Below are 13,687 nucleotides of genomic sequence, written 5' to 3'. Positions count from 1 at the left end.
ACTCCAGGAACGAATGAGGTGCCCGAATGGTGCGCGCAGGAATCACCGCCGCCAAGCTGACGGCCGCGGCGGCGGCGATGGCGGACGAGCAGGGCCTGGAGAAGGTCACCGTCTCGGCGCTCGCCCGGCAGTTCGGGGTACGGGACGCCAGCCTGTACTCGCACGTCAAGAACCTGCGGGAGCTGGTCGTACGGGTCGCCCTGCTCAGCGCCGAGGAGGTGGCCGACCGCATCGCGGTCGCCGTGGCGGGGCGGGCCGGGAAGGACGCCCTGGTCGCCTTCGCGGACGCGTACCGCGACTACGCACTGGAGCACCCCGGCCGCTACGCGGCGACGCAGCGGCAGTTCACGCCGGAGGAGATCGGGGACTCCGTCGGATTCCACCGGAACATCGAGCTGACGTACGGCATGCTGCGCGCCTACGGCCTCACGGAGCCGGACCTGACGGACGCGGGACGGCTGCTGCGCAGCACGTTCCACGGCTACATCCACCTGGAACTCAGCGGAGCCTTCGGCCACTCCCGCCCGGTGGAGTCGTCGTGGTCGCGCACGCTCGACGCCCTCCACATGATCCTGGAGAACTGGCCGACCAACAACGAGGGGGACAACCGATGAACAAGCCCGTATCTGGAAAGCTCGACGTACCCGGCGCGACCCTGCACTACGAGGTACGAGGCAGCGGCCCGCTGCTCCTGCTGATACCCGGCGGCGCGGGGGACGCCGGAATGTACGCGGGCATGGCCGGCATCCTGGCCGACGCCGGGTACACCGTCGCGTCCTTCGACCCGCGCGCCCTGTCGCGCAGCCGCCTCCACGTCCCGCTCGGCGACCAGCGGGTCGCGGAGTGGAGCGAGGACGCGCGACTGCTGATCGACCACCTGTCACCGGACGAGCCGGCATCCGTGCTGGGCTGCAGCGCTGGCGCCGTCGTCGCCCTCGACCTGCTGGCCCGCCACCCGGACCGGGTGCACCGCGTGATCGCACACGAACCGCCGCTGCTGGAGCTCCTGGACGACCCCGCTCCGCACAAGGCGCTGTTCGCGGACGTTCGCGAGGTCTTCCGCGCGGAGGGCGTGGGCGCGGCGATGGCACGCTTCAGCGAGGGCCTGATGGGAGACCGCCCGGCGGACCGTCCGGCGGACCGTGAGGCGGACCGTGAGGCGATGGAACTCCCGCCCGAGATCCAGGAAATGGCATCCCGCATGCACGCCAACCAGCCGGTCTTCCTGGAGCACATGCTGGTCCCGTTCTCCTCGACCGTCCCGGCCGTCGACGCGCTGCGCAGCGCTGCCACGAAGCTCGTCCCGGCAGCGTCGCACGAGTCACGCGACCTGCTGCCGCTGTACGGCCCGATCGCCCGGCTGGCATCGCTGGTCGGCCGACCGCTGGAGGAGTTCCCGGGCGGGCACTTGGGCGCGGTCGAGCAGCCGCAGGCGTTCGCGGAGCGGCTGCTGGCGGTGCTGGTCTAGGCGGACCAGCAGTCTCTGCGGGGGCCGGACTGGTGGACGGTGAACTCCCGTCTACCGTCGCGATGGAGGACGCGCGTCGTTCGTGCCAGCGAAAACCTCCGCGTGCGTGCGGCAGGTCGTTGAGATCCGCGCTGTCTCCCGGCTCTCCGACCCCGCCGTCTCCCCCACGGCGTGAGCGTCGCTACCGCTTCGCGACGAACGAGCCCATGCCGGGCGTGGTGACGATCAGGCCCTCGGCGCGGAGGGCGGCCGTCACCTTGCGGACGGTTCCTCGTGCCACGTCGAACTCCGCTTCCATCTGGACCTCGGAGATCAAATGGTTCGGCGGGTATTCACCGCTGGCGATCCGCCTGCGGATCTCATCCGCGATCTGAGCCCACTTCGGTCGCGTCGGATCAAACTCCATCACGCGCGTGACTGTATGCATCGATATGCAGGCGGACATAGACAGTACTGTACTTGTATAGGCATGGACAGGGGGGTCTATGTAACGTGGCCGCAAGCAAGACCCCCGCGACCGTCATCACCGGCCCGGGGGCATGGCCACCAGCCAGCAAGGAGCTGATGACATGCGCGACCTTATCTCCCGCCTGCTCCGCCGGAACAGGGCTCGCGGCGCCGTTCGCACGGCGCCCGAACCCCTGCCCACCCCGCCTCCCGTCCTCTCCCTCCCCCACACCGGCGGCATCCGCTACGACGAACACGCCGTGGTGAATTCGCAGGGGCGGTGGGGCAAGTGAGCGTGCCGGACGTCGCACTTGGGACCGTCGCCGTGGACACTTTCAGCAGCGCCGTCGGCGTGGTGATCGAGTCCGCCAACGGGCTCGTCCGGATGCAGCATCCCAATGGGGTCAGCTGGCGGGCCTACGTCAGCAATCTCCGGGTGCCGGAGCCGGCGGAGAGAGAGCAGTTCGAGGCCGCGGAGCGGGCCTGGGCGCCAGTTGTCGTACCGGCATCCGCGCCGCAGACGAAGGGAACATAGAACGCCATGAGAGTGTCGAGCCGCACCCGGAACCGCGACTGTGAGCACGACTGGGTCCAGTGGAGCGGCGCGTCACGCTGTCGCAAGTGCGGGACGACTCAGCAGTAGCCGTCCATGAGGGGGTGCCATGACGTCGACGTCGCGCACCGAATGGCACGAGCTGCCCCGTCCCGTGCGGGCGGCCGTCGAGGAGCGCACCGGGCCGGTCGTGACGGCGCGGGCGCTCCCCGGCGGGCTCAACTGCGCCGTGGCCGCAGCGCTGACCACAGCGGACGGCACGGCCACGTTCGTCAAGGGCACGCCCGTGACGAACACCGTCGCCCGCGCCGGCCAGCGCTGGGAAGCCGCCGTCAATCCGTACACGCGCGACGTCGGGCCCCGGCTGCTGTGGCGGGTCGCGGTCGGCGGCTGGGAGCTGCTCGGGTTCGAGTACGTCGGCGGCGCGCGGCACGCGGATCTGTCCGCCGGGGCGGCGGATCACGCCCTGGTCGCCGAGGCGCTCGCCGGGGCGTGCGGCCTGCGGCCGCCGCCCCCGAGCCTCGCCGTGCCGTCGTTCGCCCGGCGCTGGGCCGGGTTCCTGGAGACCGGCGAACTGCCGCTCCTCCACGGCCGTTCGCTCCTGCACACGGACACCAACCCCCACAACCTCCTCGTCACCGCCGACCGCGCGCACCTCGTCGACTGGGCGATGCCCGCCCTCGGCCCGGCCTGGGTGGACGTCGCCAACACCGCCGTCCGGCTGATGGAGGCCGACTGCCCGCCCGGCGACGCCCTCGCCTGGGCCGCCGGGTTCACCGCCTGCTGGCGGTCTGCCACCACCGCCGCCCTCCGCGCCTTCGTCACCGCCAACTGCCGGGCCTGGACCTCGCGCGTGGGCCCCGTCGACGCCCGGCCCAGCAACGAGCGGTTCACCGCGCTGCTGGGACTCTTCCGGTAACGCGTACGTCCTTCTCCAGCAGCGTGAAGGACTTCGGCGCCCCGCCCGGCTGCGGCTTGCCCTCCTTGCGGCCCGCGACGCGGTAACCCGCCGCCCGGTAGTACGCGTTCAGCCGCTCGTTGCCCGCCAGGCAGTCCAGCCGCACCCACGCCCGTCCCGCCTCGGCCACCCGGCGTTCCGCCGCCCGCAGCAGCCGCTGCCCCGTCCCGGGCTCGGCGACGCGGCGGTCCACCATCAGCCGGTGGACGTATCCGGCCACGGGCGGCTGCGGGCCCCACGCGTCCTCGTCCTCCCACCACAGCTCCCAGGCGCCGAGAGCACCCCCGTCCCCCTCCGTCAGCCAGACTTCCCCTCGCGCCATGACCCGGCGGAAGTGGTCCTCGTCCAGCTCCCCCGGCCGCCACTGCCCGGTGATCCCCCGGGCCAGCATCCAGCGCGCCGCGTCGTCGCGGAGCCGGACGAGCTCGGACAGATCGGCCTCACTTGCCGGACGGATTCGTAGATCGTTCACGCCGGGCAAGGTAACGGAACGGAGGCAAGGTCGCCGTTTCGGCCATGCCGCCTTTCGGCCACGGCTATACCGTTGGCGTGACAGTGCCAAGGGAAGTGCCCAGGGATGTGGATGAAACGCGCGGTGAGCTGCGCGACGTTCTCGACCGGTCCGAGGCGTGGCTGCGGGACGCGGCCCGTCTCCCCGAGGTTCCGGCGGAGTGGCCGGAGGAGTTACGAACGGACGCGGCGACCGTCAAACGGTTGCGGACGCGCGCGGCCTCGGCCCTGATCAACGTGGCGCTCCTCGGCGCCTTCTCGTCCGGCAAGAGCTTCCTGCTGAGCGGGCTGCAGGGCGGCCTGGAGCTGGTCGAGGTGGAGACCGCCGACGGGCGGACGGCGGACAAGTTCGTGGGGCTGCTGCCGTCCTCGCCGGTACCCACCACGGCCTGCCCGGCGAGCGTGGTGCCGGTCGACGGCAGCCAGTCCGGAGTGGACGCCTCCGGGAACGGCTATCTGCGGGTGCGCTTCACGGACTCGGCCGACGGCGAGTGGGAGGACGTCGGGAACTCCCCGGCCCCTTCCGTGGTCGCGGCGTACGCCATGCAGGACGCGGACGTCACCAACCGGCTCAGGGCGCACTGGGGCCGCGAGGTCGCCGAGGTCGAGGTGCTCCTGGCGGACACGCTGCTGCCGGCGAAGTTCTACGACCTGCCGGGCTACGGCTCCCCCAACCCCGTCCACGATCTGATCGTCCGGGCCGCGCTGGCCGACGCGGACTGCTTCATGTACGTCTCGCACGCCAGCCGGACGCTCTCCGAACGGGAACTGTCCCTCATCCGCACCCTCTACGAGCACTACCAGCTCTCCGGCAAGCGGGTCGTGTGGGTGGTCACCGCGATCGACTCGGCGTCCAACCTGGATCTGCACGACGAACCCGAATGGAAGGCGACCGTCGCCCGCAACACCAGCTATCTGAAGGAGAACTTCACCCTCTCCGACGGCCGGCCGGACCTGGCCTTCATCGGCGAGGGCTTCATCCCCGTCTCCCCGGCCCTGGAGGCACGCGCGGCGAAACTGGAGGCCGACGAGGCCGAGGCGCCCGCGCGGCGGTGTCGCGCGGAGAGCCGCATGGACACCCTGCGCCAGGCGATCGAGGACCTGATCAGGACGGAGACCGGCCCCCGGCACATCGCCGCCGTGGCGGCCGAGGCGCGCGTCAGGCTCGTGCCCCGGCTGCGCCTGATCGAGGACCGGCTGCGGACGGAGCGGCTCGAGATCGACGGGCTGAAGGAGCTGCTGGACGGCCATCAGCGGCGGCTGGAACTGCTGGACCGGGTGCTGCCGGAGCTGCGCGAGCAGCTGGAGCGGAAGCTCCAGGCCCGCGTCGGGCGGGCCGTCCGGCCGTTCGGCCGCCTGGCCGCCCACCTCCACGGCTCGCTGGACTCCACCATCCGGCAGACCGATGTGAGCAAGCCGGTCAAGGCGCACCAGATCCAGGTGACGAAGACCCAGACGCTCCGGACGTGGCTGGAGGCCCCGACCGGCCCGGCGACGCTGTGGACCGAGCAGTTGGCGGCGTTCAAGCAGGACGTGGCGCAGACCGTCGAGCACTTCTTCGGGGACAAGGACCTCACCGGGCGGCTGCCCGACTCCGTCTTCGACGTGAACGACCTCTCCCTGCCCGCGCGCGCACAACGCCCGGCCACCGCGCAGGACATCGTCCAGCGCGCGTCGGCGCTGGTCGGGGTCGTGGCGCCGGTCGCGGCGGGCGGGACGTGGCTGTACGGACTGGCGGCGGCCGGCACCGTCTTCCCTCCCGCCACGGTCGTCGCGGGCATGGCCGGGATGGTCTTCATGGGGATCGAGTACCGCAAGAGGAAGCTCAACTCGCTCCAGGTCCTCCAGGAGGAGTGGATCAGCGCCATCGACGCCGAAGTCACCGCTGTCATGGAGCAGTTCGCGCGGTCCGCCGCCGTCCAGGGCACGATCGTCATCGATCACCTGAGCGACAACCTGGCGCAGTACCGGGAGCAACTGGAGAGCACGCGCGACTTCGCGCGGCAGCGCATCGCCAACCCCGAGAACCGGGTCCGGCAGGACCTGATCGACCGGCTCGAACCCGCGCACGAGGAGGGCCGGGCCCTCGTGGAGGCCCTGCGGACGCTGGAGAAGCCCTGATCCCCGGCCTTTCCGCACCGCCGATCGGGCGGACGCTCTTGCCCGCACCCGCCCCCAGGGCGTTGGCTTAGGGCCCATGGAGTACACGCAGCTCGGACGCACGGGACTCAGGGTCGGCCGGATCGTGCTCGGGACGATGAACTTCGGGCCGCACACCGACGAGACCGACAGCCACTCGATCATGGACGCGGCGCTCGCCGCCGGCGTCAACTTCTTCGACACCGCCAACGTCTACGGCTGGGGCGAGAACAAAGGCCGTACCGAGGAGATCATCGGCAGCTGGTTCGCCAAGGGCGGCGGGCGGCGCGACAAGGTCGTCATCGCCACCAAGGTCTTCGGCGGGATGAACGCCGCCGGGGAGCCGTGGCCGAACGAGGACCGGCTCTCCGCGCTGAACATCCGCCGTTCCGTCGAGGCCAGCCTGCGGCGGCTGCGCACGGACCACATCGACCTCTACCAGTTCCACCACGTGGACCGGCGCACGCCGTGGGAAGAGATCTGGCAGGCCATGGACGTCCTCGTCCAGCAGGGCAAGATCCTCTACGTGGGCTCCTCCAACCTCGCCGGCTGGCACATCGCCCAGGCCAACGAGACCGCCCGGCGCCGTGGCTCGCTGGGCCTCGTCAGCGAGCAGTGCCTGTACAACCTCGCCGAGCGCCGTGCCGAGATGGAGGTCATTCCGGCGGCGCGGGCGTACGGGCTCGGGGTGATCCCCTGGTCGCCGCTGCACGGCGGGCTGCTCGGCGGCGTCCTCCGCAAGGAACGGGAGGGCGGCGGCGCCCGTTCCGCGTCGGGCCGTTCGGCGGACGCGCTCGCGAACAGCAGGATCCGCGACCAGATCCAGGCGTACGAGGACGTCGTCGACAAGCACGGCCTGGCGCCCGGCGAGGTGGCCCTGGCGTGGCTGCTGACCCGGCCCGGGATCACCGGGCCGATCGTGGGGCCGCGTACGACGGAGCAGTTGGAGTCCGCGCTGCGGGCGGCGGAGCTGAAGCTTCCGGAGGAGCTGCTCGTCGATCTGGACGAAATCTTCCCCGGGCCGGGGGCGTCGCCGGAGGCTTTCGCTTGGTGAAGAGACAGTAAACCGCCGGCTCAGCGCATCATCCCGAGCATCGCCTTCCCGCCCGTCCGCAGGAAGCGCACCAGCAGCACCCCTGCCAGGGCAAGGAAGGCGATGTTCAGGTACGTCGTGTAGTTCCAGCTCACCCCCGCCATCGGCACCTTCGCGGCCGCCTGGTCCGGGATCAGCCCGAGTCCGCCGAAGACGGTCTCGACCACGTATCCCGCGATCACCATCGCGACGTAGAAGGTGCCGAGGAGGAACAGCGCGGTCCTGCCGCCGTAGTACTTCCGGTAGATGGCGAGGATCGGCAGGATCAGCAGGTCGGCGAAGACGAACGCCACCACGCCGCCGAAGCTGATGCCGCCCTTCCACAGCACCACCGCCAGCGGCACGTTCCCGATCGAGCACACGAACGACACCAGGGCCACCAGGGGCCCCACCAGCGGTCCCCACACCTTCGCGAGCAGTGGATGGCCCTCGAAGAAGAACGCGCGCCAGAAGGAGTCCGGCACCCACGCGGCGATCGCCCCCGCGACGAACAGGCCCAGCACGAGATCGCGGAGGATCGCCGCCCACTCCATGACGAAGACGTGGGACGTCGCGGTGAACCCCTCGCGCGACAGCAGCCGCCGGAGGAACGAGCCCTCGCCGCCCACGGACATGTCCATCGCCGCGTGCCCCTCCATCGAGCCCGCCACGCCCCGCTCGGCCTGCTCCCTCGCCCGCCGCAGCAGCGGCTCGCGCAGCAGCAGCCGGAAGAGCACCGCCAGCACCGCGATCATCACGGGCCCGCCCAGGAACTCGGCCGCCGTGAACTGCCACCCCATGAGCAGGGCCAGGATCACCCCGAGCTCCACGACGAGATTGGTGGAGGCGATCTCGAAGGCCATCGCGGCCGTGAAGTGCGCGCCCTTCACGAACAGCGAGCGCGCCAGCGCCACGGCGGCGTACGAGCAGGAGGACGAGGCCGCGCCCAGTCCGGCGGCGACGGCGAGCGTACGGGGCCGGTCGTCGCCCAGCAGGGAGACGACGGCCGCCCTGCGGACCACGGCCTGGACGACGGCGGAGAGCGCGAACCCCAGGACCAGCGCCCAGGTGATCTCCCAGGTCATGGACCCGGTGACGGCCAGGGCGCGCAGGACGGCGTCGAGGATCACCCCCTCAGCATGGCCGAGCGGCACCCGCCTCGGGCGCCCACAACACGCTTCCGTTCAAAGCTTCCGTTCAACTGAAGTGATCCCTCGGACAGTCGTTCCATGGCTCGTTATCGTGAGCGCCATGGTGAACGGGACAGCGGTTCGGCGACGGCGCCAGACCCTCTGCGTGGCGGCACTCGCGACGGCCGTACTGGCGGGCTGCGCGGGCTGTTCGGGCTCCTCCTCCGACGAGGGGAAGGAGCTGCGGTTCGGGGAGACGGCGAGCCTCCCCGGCTACAAGGACACCAAGCTCGACGTGACCGTCGAACGCCTGGAGCAGGGCAGCAGCTCCGACCTCAGCGTCCTCAAGGACGCGTCGAAGTACGCCGGCAGGACGCCCTACTACCTCCGCTACAAGCTCACGAAGACGGAGGCCGGGACATCGGGCGGCGCCTCCACGTACTTCTCGGTGGCCGACGGGAACAAGAAGCGGCTGACCAAGCTGACGATCCTCGGCGCCCTGGACACCACCGGCGATCCGAAGAACCCGCTGAAGTACCGGGGCTTCGAGAAGTGCGAGTCCTCGAGCCCGTCCGACTTCGACAAGGCCGCGCCGGGACAGAGCGTGACGGGCTGCGCCGTCTACGTGGCGGACGCGGGGGCCGGGGCGCCGACCGGCGTCACCTGGGAGCAGGGGACGAAGACGCTCGCCACCTGGAAGTGAGGACGCCGCCGACTACTTCGGTGCGGCTACTTCACCGCCGACACCACGGCGACGACGACGAGCATGAGGGCGAGCGCACCGGTCATGATCCGGTTCCTGGTCTTCGGGTCCACCCCACGAGCGTAACCGGACGGACGGAGCGCACGTCCCATGGGCCCGGCTACCGCCCCTGGGCCCGGGCTACCGCCCCAGCTCCCACGCCGCGATCGTCTCGTAGCGGGGCCGCTCGCCCGGGACGCCCCCGCCGGGGAGCCGGCTGCGGACGAGCTCCAGGCGCTCGGCCCGCCACTCCCGGCCCCGGAAGTCCACCAGCGCGGCGACGTAGGGGCGGAGGTTCACCCGGCCGCCGCCGGAGCGGGCGAGGGTGAGGTGGGGGTGGAAGGAGTGCGTCCCGTCCACGACGACGCCCGCCCGGCGGGCCCCGGCGATCACGGAACGGGCGAGCCCGCGCAGGGTCTCCACCTCGCCCTCGGCACCCACCCACAGCACCCGGTCCCCGAACCGGCCGCCGCCCGCGAGCCGCAGCGCGTGCGCCGGATGCCGGTGCGCGGCGCGGCCCAGGCGCTCGGTGAGCTCGGGGAGCAGCGCCTCGTCGACCTCGCCGAGGAACGCGAGCGTGAAGTGCCAGCCGGGCCGCTCGGCCCAGCGCAGCCGTTCCGCGCCCGGCAGGGCACGCAAGTCGTGGACGGCCGAGGCGAGTTCGGCGACGGCCGGCTCCGGGGGATTCACCGCGACGAACAGGCGCATACGGCCAGTGTCGCGCACGGGGAGATCGACAGGGCGGAGCCGGGGCCCTGCGGAGTTGTTCCCCGGCCCCGCCCCTTCCCGTAACCGGGGGATATTCGCCCCCGCCCCCCGTCCGTGCAGACGCGCGTCGTCCTCGTGCGCCGGACGGACGGACGGGCTCTGCCTGCCCGTCCGTCCGGCGCATGAGGACCGGGGGTCCGGGCGGCGGCCGTCAGGCCGTCGCCGGCACCCGCGCCTCCGCTTCCCGCCGGGAGGGCTGCCGCGGCACGAACGCCACCACCGGATGTCCCCGGCGGAAGCCGACCCGCATCCGCAGGCCACCCGCCCGGAGCAGCACCAGCCCGATCGCCGCCGCCGCCAGCGTCGAGACGACGCCGCCCGCCAGGAAGCCCACCCGGGGCCCGTACACGTCCGTGACCCAGCCGACGAGCGGCGCGCCCAGCGGCGTACCGCCCATGAAGACCATCATGAACAGGCTCATCACCCGGCCCCGCATCGCGGGGTCGGCGGCCAGCTGGATTCCGGAGTTGGCGGTGACGTTGATGGTCAGGCCGCACATGCCGATCGGCACGAGCAGCAGGGCGAAGACCCAGAAGGAGGGCGCCAGCGCGGCGGTGATCTCCAGCAGGCCGAAGCCCAGGGCCGCGCCGACCAGCATCCGCATCCGCGAGCTGCCGCGGCGCGCTGCGAGCAGGGCGCCCACCAGGGAACCGGCCGCCATCAGCGTGTTGAGCAGGCCGTAGGTGCTGGCGTCGGCGTGGAAGACGTCGTTGACGAACGCCGTGAGCCAGATGGGGAAGTTGAAGCCGAAGGTGCCGATGAAGCCGACGAGCACGATCGGCCAGATGAGCTCCGGTCGCGACGCGACGTGCTGGAGCCCTTCCCGGAGCTGGCCCTTGCCGCGCGGGGTGGGGTCGACCTTGTGGAGCTCGGAAGCGCGCATCAGCAGCAGCGCGGCGATGGGCGCGGCGAAGGACAGCCCGTTGAGGAGGAACGCCCAGCCACTTCCCACAGCGCTGATCAGCACACCGGCCACGGCGGGGCCGACGAGACGCGCTGACTGGAAGTTCGCCGAGTTCAGGCTGACGGCGTTGCGCAGATCGGCGGGGCCGACCATCTCGACGAGGAACGCCTGGCGGGCGGGGTTGTCGACGACGGTGACGAGGCCGAGCGCGAGCGCGGTGAGGTAGACGTGCCAGACCTGGACGTGCCCGGTGAGGGTGAGGACGCCGAGCGCGAGGCCGGTGACGGCCATCGCGGCCTGGGTGATCAGCACCAGCTGCCGCTTGGGGCAGCGGTCGGCGATGACGCCGCCGTAGAGGCCGAGCAGCATCAGGGGCAGGAACTGCAGCGCCGTGGTGATGCCGACGGCGGCGGAGGAGCCGGTGATGCTGAGGACCAGCCAGTCCTGGGCTATTCGCTGCATCCAGGTACCGGTGTTGGAGACCACCTGGCCGGTGGCGAAGAGCCGGTAGTTGCGGATCCGGAGCGAGCTGAAGGTTCCACCCTTGGAACCGGACTCGGAACCGCGCCTCGGAATGCGCTTCAGGCTGCGCTTCGGGCTGCGGTCCAGGTGCGGCAGGGAGGTGGTGGGTGCGTCGTGGTGGCGGTTCGGTGCGGGTGCGGAATCTGCTCCGGGTCCCGTACTCAAAGTGGGGTCGCCTCCTTCTCCGTGCACTTACAGGTGCGCGAGTTTCTCCAGGACGGGCGCGGCGGCGCGGAGCGTCTCCCACTCGTCCTCGGTCAGCTGCCCGGCCAGCTGGGCCAGCCAGGCGTTCCGCTTCCTCCGGCTCTCCTCGAGCATGGCCTCGGCCTGCTCGGTCTGGCGGACCACCTTCTGGCGGCGGTCCTCCGGGTGCGGCTCCAGCCGGACCAGGCCCTTGCTCTCCAGCAGCGCGACGATGCGCGTCATCGACGGCGGCTGCACATGCTCCTTGCGGGCGAGCTCCCCGGGCGTGGCGGAGCCACAGCGGGCGAGCGTGCCCAGCACCGACATCTCGGCGGGGCTGAGCGATTCGTCGACCCGCTGGTGCTTGAGCCTGCGGCCCAGCCGCATCACCGCGGAACGCAGGGCGTTCACGGCGGCTACGTCGTCTGGGGTGTCGCGCGGGGTGTGGTGCGGTGCGCTGGACAGGTCCGGCATGTTTATTAGATTAACTCATTACCTGAACTAAAGAAAGTGGGCACTGGGGCGCATGGGGGCACGTGGGGGTGCGTCCGGGTGCGTCCGGGTGCATCCCGACCCGAAACCCTGGTCATAGGACGCGAAGAGGGTGGGTACGGGCCGTGCGGCCCGATACCCACCCTCTGTCGTGCGATGTGCCCTACGGGCGTTACTTCACGCCCAGCGCCCGCTCGATCGGGTCGAGGAGGAAGTAGATCAGGAAGCAGACGCCGACCGCGTTGAGGAGCCAGGGGATCTCACGGGCCCGCTTGTCCGCGACGCGCAGGGCGATGAAGGCGAGGACGCCGATGCCGATGCCGTTGGTGATCGAGTAGGTGAACGGCATGGAGACGATCGTCAGGAACGCGGGGATGGCGATCGTGAAGTCGCTCCAGTCGATCTCCTTGACGTTGGACGCCATGATCAGGAAGCCGACGACCAGCAGCGCCGGGGTGGCGGCCTGCGAGGGGACGATCTTGGCCAGCGGGGTGAAGACGAGGGCGAGGAGGAAGAGGCCGCCGGTCATCAGGTTGGCGAGGCCGGTGCGGGCGCCCTCGCCGACGCCGGCCGTGGACTCCACGAAGCAGGTGTTGGCGGAGGCCGAGCCCACGCCGCCGGCGGCGACGGCGACGCCGTCCATCATCAGGATCTTGCCCATGTTGGGCAGCTGACCGTTCTCGTCGGTCAGCCCGGCCTCCTCGCCGACGCCGATGATCGTGCCCATCGCGTCGAAGAAGCCGGACAGCAGCACGGTGAAGACGAACAGGCAGCCGGTGAGCCAGCCCACCTCGTGGAAGCCGCCGAAGAGGCTGACCTTGCCGACGAGCCCGAAGTCGGGGGTGTCCACGATCTTGTCCGGCCAGCTGGGGACGGACAGGCCCCACTCGGCGTCGGGGATCTTCACCAGCGAGTTGATCACGATGGCGGTGAACGTCATCACGACGATGCCGATGAGGATCGCGCCCGGCGTCTTCCGGACGAGCAGCACGAACGTCAGCAGCAGGCCCGCCGCGAAGACCAGCACCGGCCAGCCCTGGAGCTGACCGCCCTGACCGAGGGAGAGCGGGACGGTCGTGTGGGCGGCGTCGGGGTTGCGGCTGACGAAGCCGGAGTCCACCAGGCCGATCAGCGAGATGAACAGGCCGATGCCGATCGCGATCGCGCGCCGCAGCCCGTTCGGGATCGCGTCCATGACGCGCTGCCGCAGACCGGAGGCCACCAGCACCATCAGCACCAGGCCGGCGAGGACGACCATGCCCATCGCGTCCGGCCAGGTCATCTTGGGCGCGAGCTGGAGCGAGACGACCGCGTTGATGCCGAGGCCGGCGGCACAGGCGATGGGGACGTTGCCGATCGCGCCCATGAGGACGGTGGTGAGACCGGCCATCAGCGCGGTGGCCGTGACCAGCTGGCCGTTGTCCAGCTGATGGCCGTACTTGTCGTGACCGGCCCCGAGGATGATCGGGTTCAGCACGATGATGTACGCCATCGCGAAGAAGGTCGCCAGTCCGCCGCGGAGCTCCCGGGAGACGGACGAGCCCCGCTCGCTGATCCGGAAGTACCGGTCAAGGACGTTGCCCGTGGGGGGCGTGGGGGACGGCTGCTGGGCGTCGACGGCTGGGGTGGCCGAGGTGGGCATGCGTGACCTCAGTCGTGAGGGCGGCCGGGGAGGCCGTCGGGACAAAACAAATGGATCAGAAGAGTGCTTCGTCGCGCTTCTCTCGATCATTCTCGTGTGATCGAACATAAGCGAGCAATCAAATCCAGTTCGATTCAGTATGAATAAACAAAGGCCA

The 13,687-nt window shown here is 70.9% G+C and carries 16 protein-coding genes; 8 read left to right on the top strand and 8 right to left on the bottom strand.

Features of this window, described 5'->3' with window-relative positions; translation table 11 throughout:
- Window positions 1–26 precede the first annotated feature (26 nt).
- Window positions 27–614 (top strand): TetR/AcrR family transcriptional regulator, encoded by a 588-nt coding sequence (locus EKH77_RS19095; protein ID WP_126915555.1) that lies wholly within the window; start codon window positions 27–29, stop codon window positions 612–614.
- On the top strand, window positions 611–1,468 hold the full coding sequence (locus EKH77_RS19090; protein ID WP_126915554.1) for an alpha/beta fold hydrolase: 858 nt from the start codon (window positions 611–613) through the stop codon (window positions 1,466–1,468). The genes EKH77_RS19095 and EKH77_RS19090 overlap by 4 nt, the downstream gene beginning before the upstream one ends.
- Before the next feature lie 181 nt (window positions 1,469–1,649).
- Here EKH77_RS19090 and EKH77_RS19085 read toward each other — a convergent pair whose 3' ends face one another.
- A complete protein-coding gene (locus EKH77_RS19085; RefSeq protein ID WP_417922818.1) occupies window positions 1,650–1,913 on the bottom strand; it encodes a GntR family transcriptional regulator in 264 nt (87 codons plus the stop codon).
- A 124-nt stretch (window positions 1,914–2,037) separates the two neighbouring features.
- Between EKH77_RS19085 and EKH77_RS33025 the strand changes: the two genes are divergently transcribed.
- The 3 genes from EKH77_RS33025 to EKH77_RS19075 all read left to right on the top strand — a co-directional run bounded on the left by EKH77_RS33025 (window position 2,038) and on the right by EKH77_RS19075 (window position 3,387).
- Window positions 2,038–2,208: a hypothetical protein gene (locus EKH77_RS33025; RefSeq protein WP_164737820.1), complete on the top strand. Its 171-nt coding sequence runs from the start codon at window positions 2,038–2,040 to the stop codon at window positions 2,206–2,208.
- 32 nt (window positions 2,209–2,240) lie between these two features.
- Window positions 2,241–2,450, top strand: a complete 210-nt coding sequence (locus EKH77_RS19080) for a hypothetical protein (protein ID WP_126915553.1) — start codon at window positions 2,241–2,243, stop codon at window positions 2,448–2,450.
- Window positions 2,451–2,577: 127 nt separating this feature from the next.
- Entirely contained in the window at window positions 2,578–3,387 is an 810-nt protein-coding gene (locus EKH77_RS19075) for a phosphotransferase (protein WP_126915552.1), read from the top strand.
- On the opposite strand, the gene EKH77_RS19070 is transcribed toward EKH77_RS19075, so the two are convergent.
- Window positions 3,359–3,898, bottom strand: coding sequence for a GNAT family N-acetyltransferase (locus EKH77_RS19070; RefSeq protein WP_126915551.1), 540 nt, complete (start codon window positions 3,896–3,898; stop codon window positions 3,359–3,361). The two genes, EKH77_RS19075 and EKH77_RS19070, sit on opposite strands and share 29 nt — an antisense overlap.
- Window positions 3,899–4,005: 107 nt before the next feature.
- Here EKH77_RS19070 and EKH77_RS19065 point away from each other — a divergent pair, with 107 nt between their 5' ends.
- Both EKH77_RS19065 and EKH77_RS19060 read left to right on the top strand, forming a co-directional pair.
- Window positions 4,006–6,057 carry a hypothetical protein gene (locus EKH77_RS19065; protein ID WP_164737819.1) on the top strand — a complete coding sequence of 684 codons (2,052 nt, stop codon included), beginning with the start codon at window positions 4,006–4,008 and terminating at the stop codon, window positions 6,055–6,057.
- Between the two features lie 76 nt (window positions 6,058–6,133).
- Window positions 6,134–7,129, top strand: a complete 996-nt coding sequence (locus EKH77_RS19060) for an aldo/keto reductase (RefSeq protein ID WP_126915549.1) — start codon at window positions 6,134–6,136, stop codon at window positions 7,127–7,129.
- 20 nt (window positions 7,130–7,149) lie between these two features.
- Here EKH77_RS19060 and EKH77_RS19055 read toward each other — a convergent pair whose 3' ends face one another.
- Window positions 7,150–8,232, bottom strand: coding sequence for a permease (locus EKH77_RS19055; RefSeq protein WP_126918153.1), 1,083 nt, complete (start codon window positions 8,230–8,232; stop codon window positions 7,150–7,152).
- 166 nt (window positions 8,233–8,398) lie between these two features.
- Between EKH77_RS19055 and EKH77_RS19050 the strand changes: the two genes are divergently transcribed.
- On the top strand, window positions 8,399–8,980 hold the full coding sequence (locus tag EKH77_RS19050; RefSeq protein ID WP_126915548.1) for a hypothetical protein: 582 nt from the start codon (window positions 8,399–8,401) through the stop codon (window positions 8,978–8,980).
- 26 nt (window positions 8,981–9,006) lie between these two features.
- Here EKH77_RS19050 and EKH77_RS34365 read toward each other — a convergent pair whose 3' ends face one another.
- The 5 genes from EKH77_RS34365 to EKH77_RS19030 form a co-directional block, all read right to left on the bottom strand.
- On the bottom strand, window positions 9,007–9,132 hold the full coding sequence (locus EKH77_RS34365) for a hypothetical protein (protein WP_276319227.1): 126 nt from the start codon (window positions 9,130–9,132) through the stop codon (window positions 9,007–9,009).
- Between the two features lie 28 nt (window positions 9,133–9,160).
- On the bottom strand, window positions 9,161–9,727 hold the full coding sequence (gene thpR, locus EKH77_RS19045; RefSeq protein WP_126915547.1) for an RNA 2',3'-cyclic phosphodiesterase: 567 nt from the start codon (window positions 9,725–9,727) through the stop codon (window positions 9,161–9,163).
- A gap of 211 nt (window positions 9,728–9,938) precedes the next feature.
- The gene (locus tag EKH77_RS19040) at window positions 9,939–11,378 is read right to left on the bottom strand and encodes an MFS transporter (protein WP_126915546.1); all 1,440 of its coding nucleotides are present in this window, start codon (window positions 11,376–11,378) and stop codon (window positions 9,939–9,941) included.
- A 27-nt stretch (window positions 11,379–11,405) separates the two neighbouring features.
- On the bottom strand, window positions 11,406–11,870 hold the full coding sequence (locus EKH77_RS19035) for a MarR family winged helix-turn-helix transcriptional regulator (RefSeq protein WP_126915545.1): 465 nt from the start codon (window positions 11,868–11,870) through the stop codon (window positions 11,406–11,408).
- Window positions 11,871–12,060: 190 nt separating this feature from the next.
- Window positions 12,061–13,530 carry an NCS2 family permease gene (locus EKH77_RS19030; RefSeq protein ID WP_126915544.1) on the bottom strand — a complete coding sequence of 490 codons (1,470 nt, stop codon included), beginning with the start codon at window positions 13,528–13,530 and terminating at the stop codon, window positions 12,061–12,063.
- Between the last annotated feature and the right edge of the window lie 157 nt (window positions 13,531–13,687).

The organism is Streptomyces luteoverticillatus, assembly GCF_003970715.1.
In the GTDB taxonomy this organism is placed as follows: domain Bacteria; phylum Actinomycetota; class Actinomycetes; order Streptomycetales; family Streptomycetaceae; genus Streptomyces; species Streptomyces abikoensis.
Note: the sequence above shows the minus strand (reverse complement) of the source record. Positions and strands in the feature narration are given on the sequence as shown.

What these genes read in the sequence shown, in the direction of transcription:
- EKH77_RS19095 (WP_126915555.1), top strand. Translation starts at nt 27, where the DNA reads ATGGTGCGCGCAGGAATCACCGCCGCCAAGCTGACGGCCGCGGCGGCG.
- EKH77_RS19090 (WP_126915554.1), top strand. Translation starts at nt 611, where the DNA reads ATGAACAAGCCCGTATCTGGAAAGCTCGACGTACCCGGCGCGACCCTG.
- EKH77_RS19085 (WP_417922818.1), bottom strand. Translation starts at nt 1,913, where the DNA reads ATGTCCGCCTGCATATCGATGCATACAGTCACGCGCGTGATGGAGTTT.
- EKH77_RS33025 (WP_164737820.1), top strand. Translation starts at nt 2,038, where the DNA reads ATGCGCGACCTTATCTCCCGCCTGCTCCGCCGGAACAGGGCTCGCGGC.
- EKH77_RS19075 (WP_126915552.1), top strand. Translation starts at nt 2,578, where the DNA reads ATGACGTCGACGTCGCGCACCGAATGGCACGAGCTGCCCCGTCCCGTG.
- EKH77_RS19060 (WP_126915549.1), top strand. Translation starts at nt 6,134, where the DNA reads ATGGAGTACACGCAGCTCGGACGCACGGGACTCAGGGTCGGCCGGATC.
- EKH77_RS19055 (WP_126918153.1), bottom strand. Translation starts at nt 8,232, where the DNA reads ATGACCTGGGAGATCACCTGGGCGCTGGTCCTGGGGTTCGCGCTCTCC.
- EKH77_RS19050 (WP_126915548.1), top strand. Translation starts at nt 8,399, where the DNA reads ATGGTGAACGGGACAGCGGTTCGGCGACGGCGCCAGACCCTCTGCGTG.
- EKH77_RS34365 (WP_276319227.1), bottom strand. Translation starts at nt 9,132, where the DNA reads ATGGGACGTGCGCTCCGTCCGTCCGGTTACGCTCGTGGGGTGGACCCG.
- thpR (WP_126915547.1), bottom strand. Translation starts at nt 9,727, where the DNA reads ATGCGCCTGTTCGTCGCGGTGAATCCCCCGGAGCCGGCCGTCGCCGAA.
- EKH77_RS19035 (WP_126915545.1), bottom strand. Translation starts at nt 11,870, where the DNA reads ATGCCGGACCTGTCCAGCGCACCGCACCACACCCCGCGCGACACCCCA.
- EKH77_RS19030 (WP_126915544.1), bottom strand. Translation starts at nt 13,530, where the DNA reads ATGCCCACCTCGGCCACCCCAGCCGTCGACGCCCAGCAGCCGTCCCCC.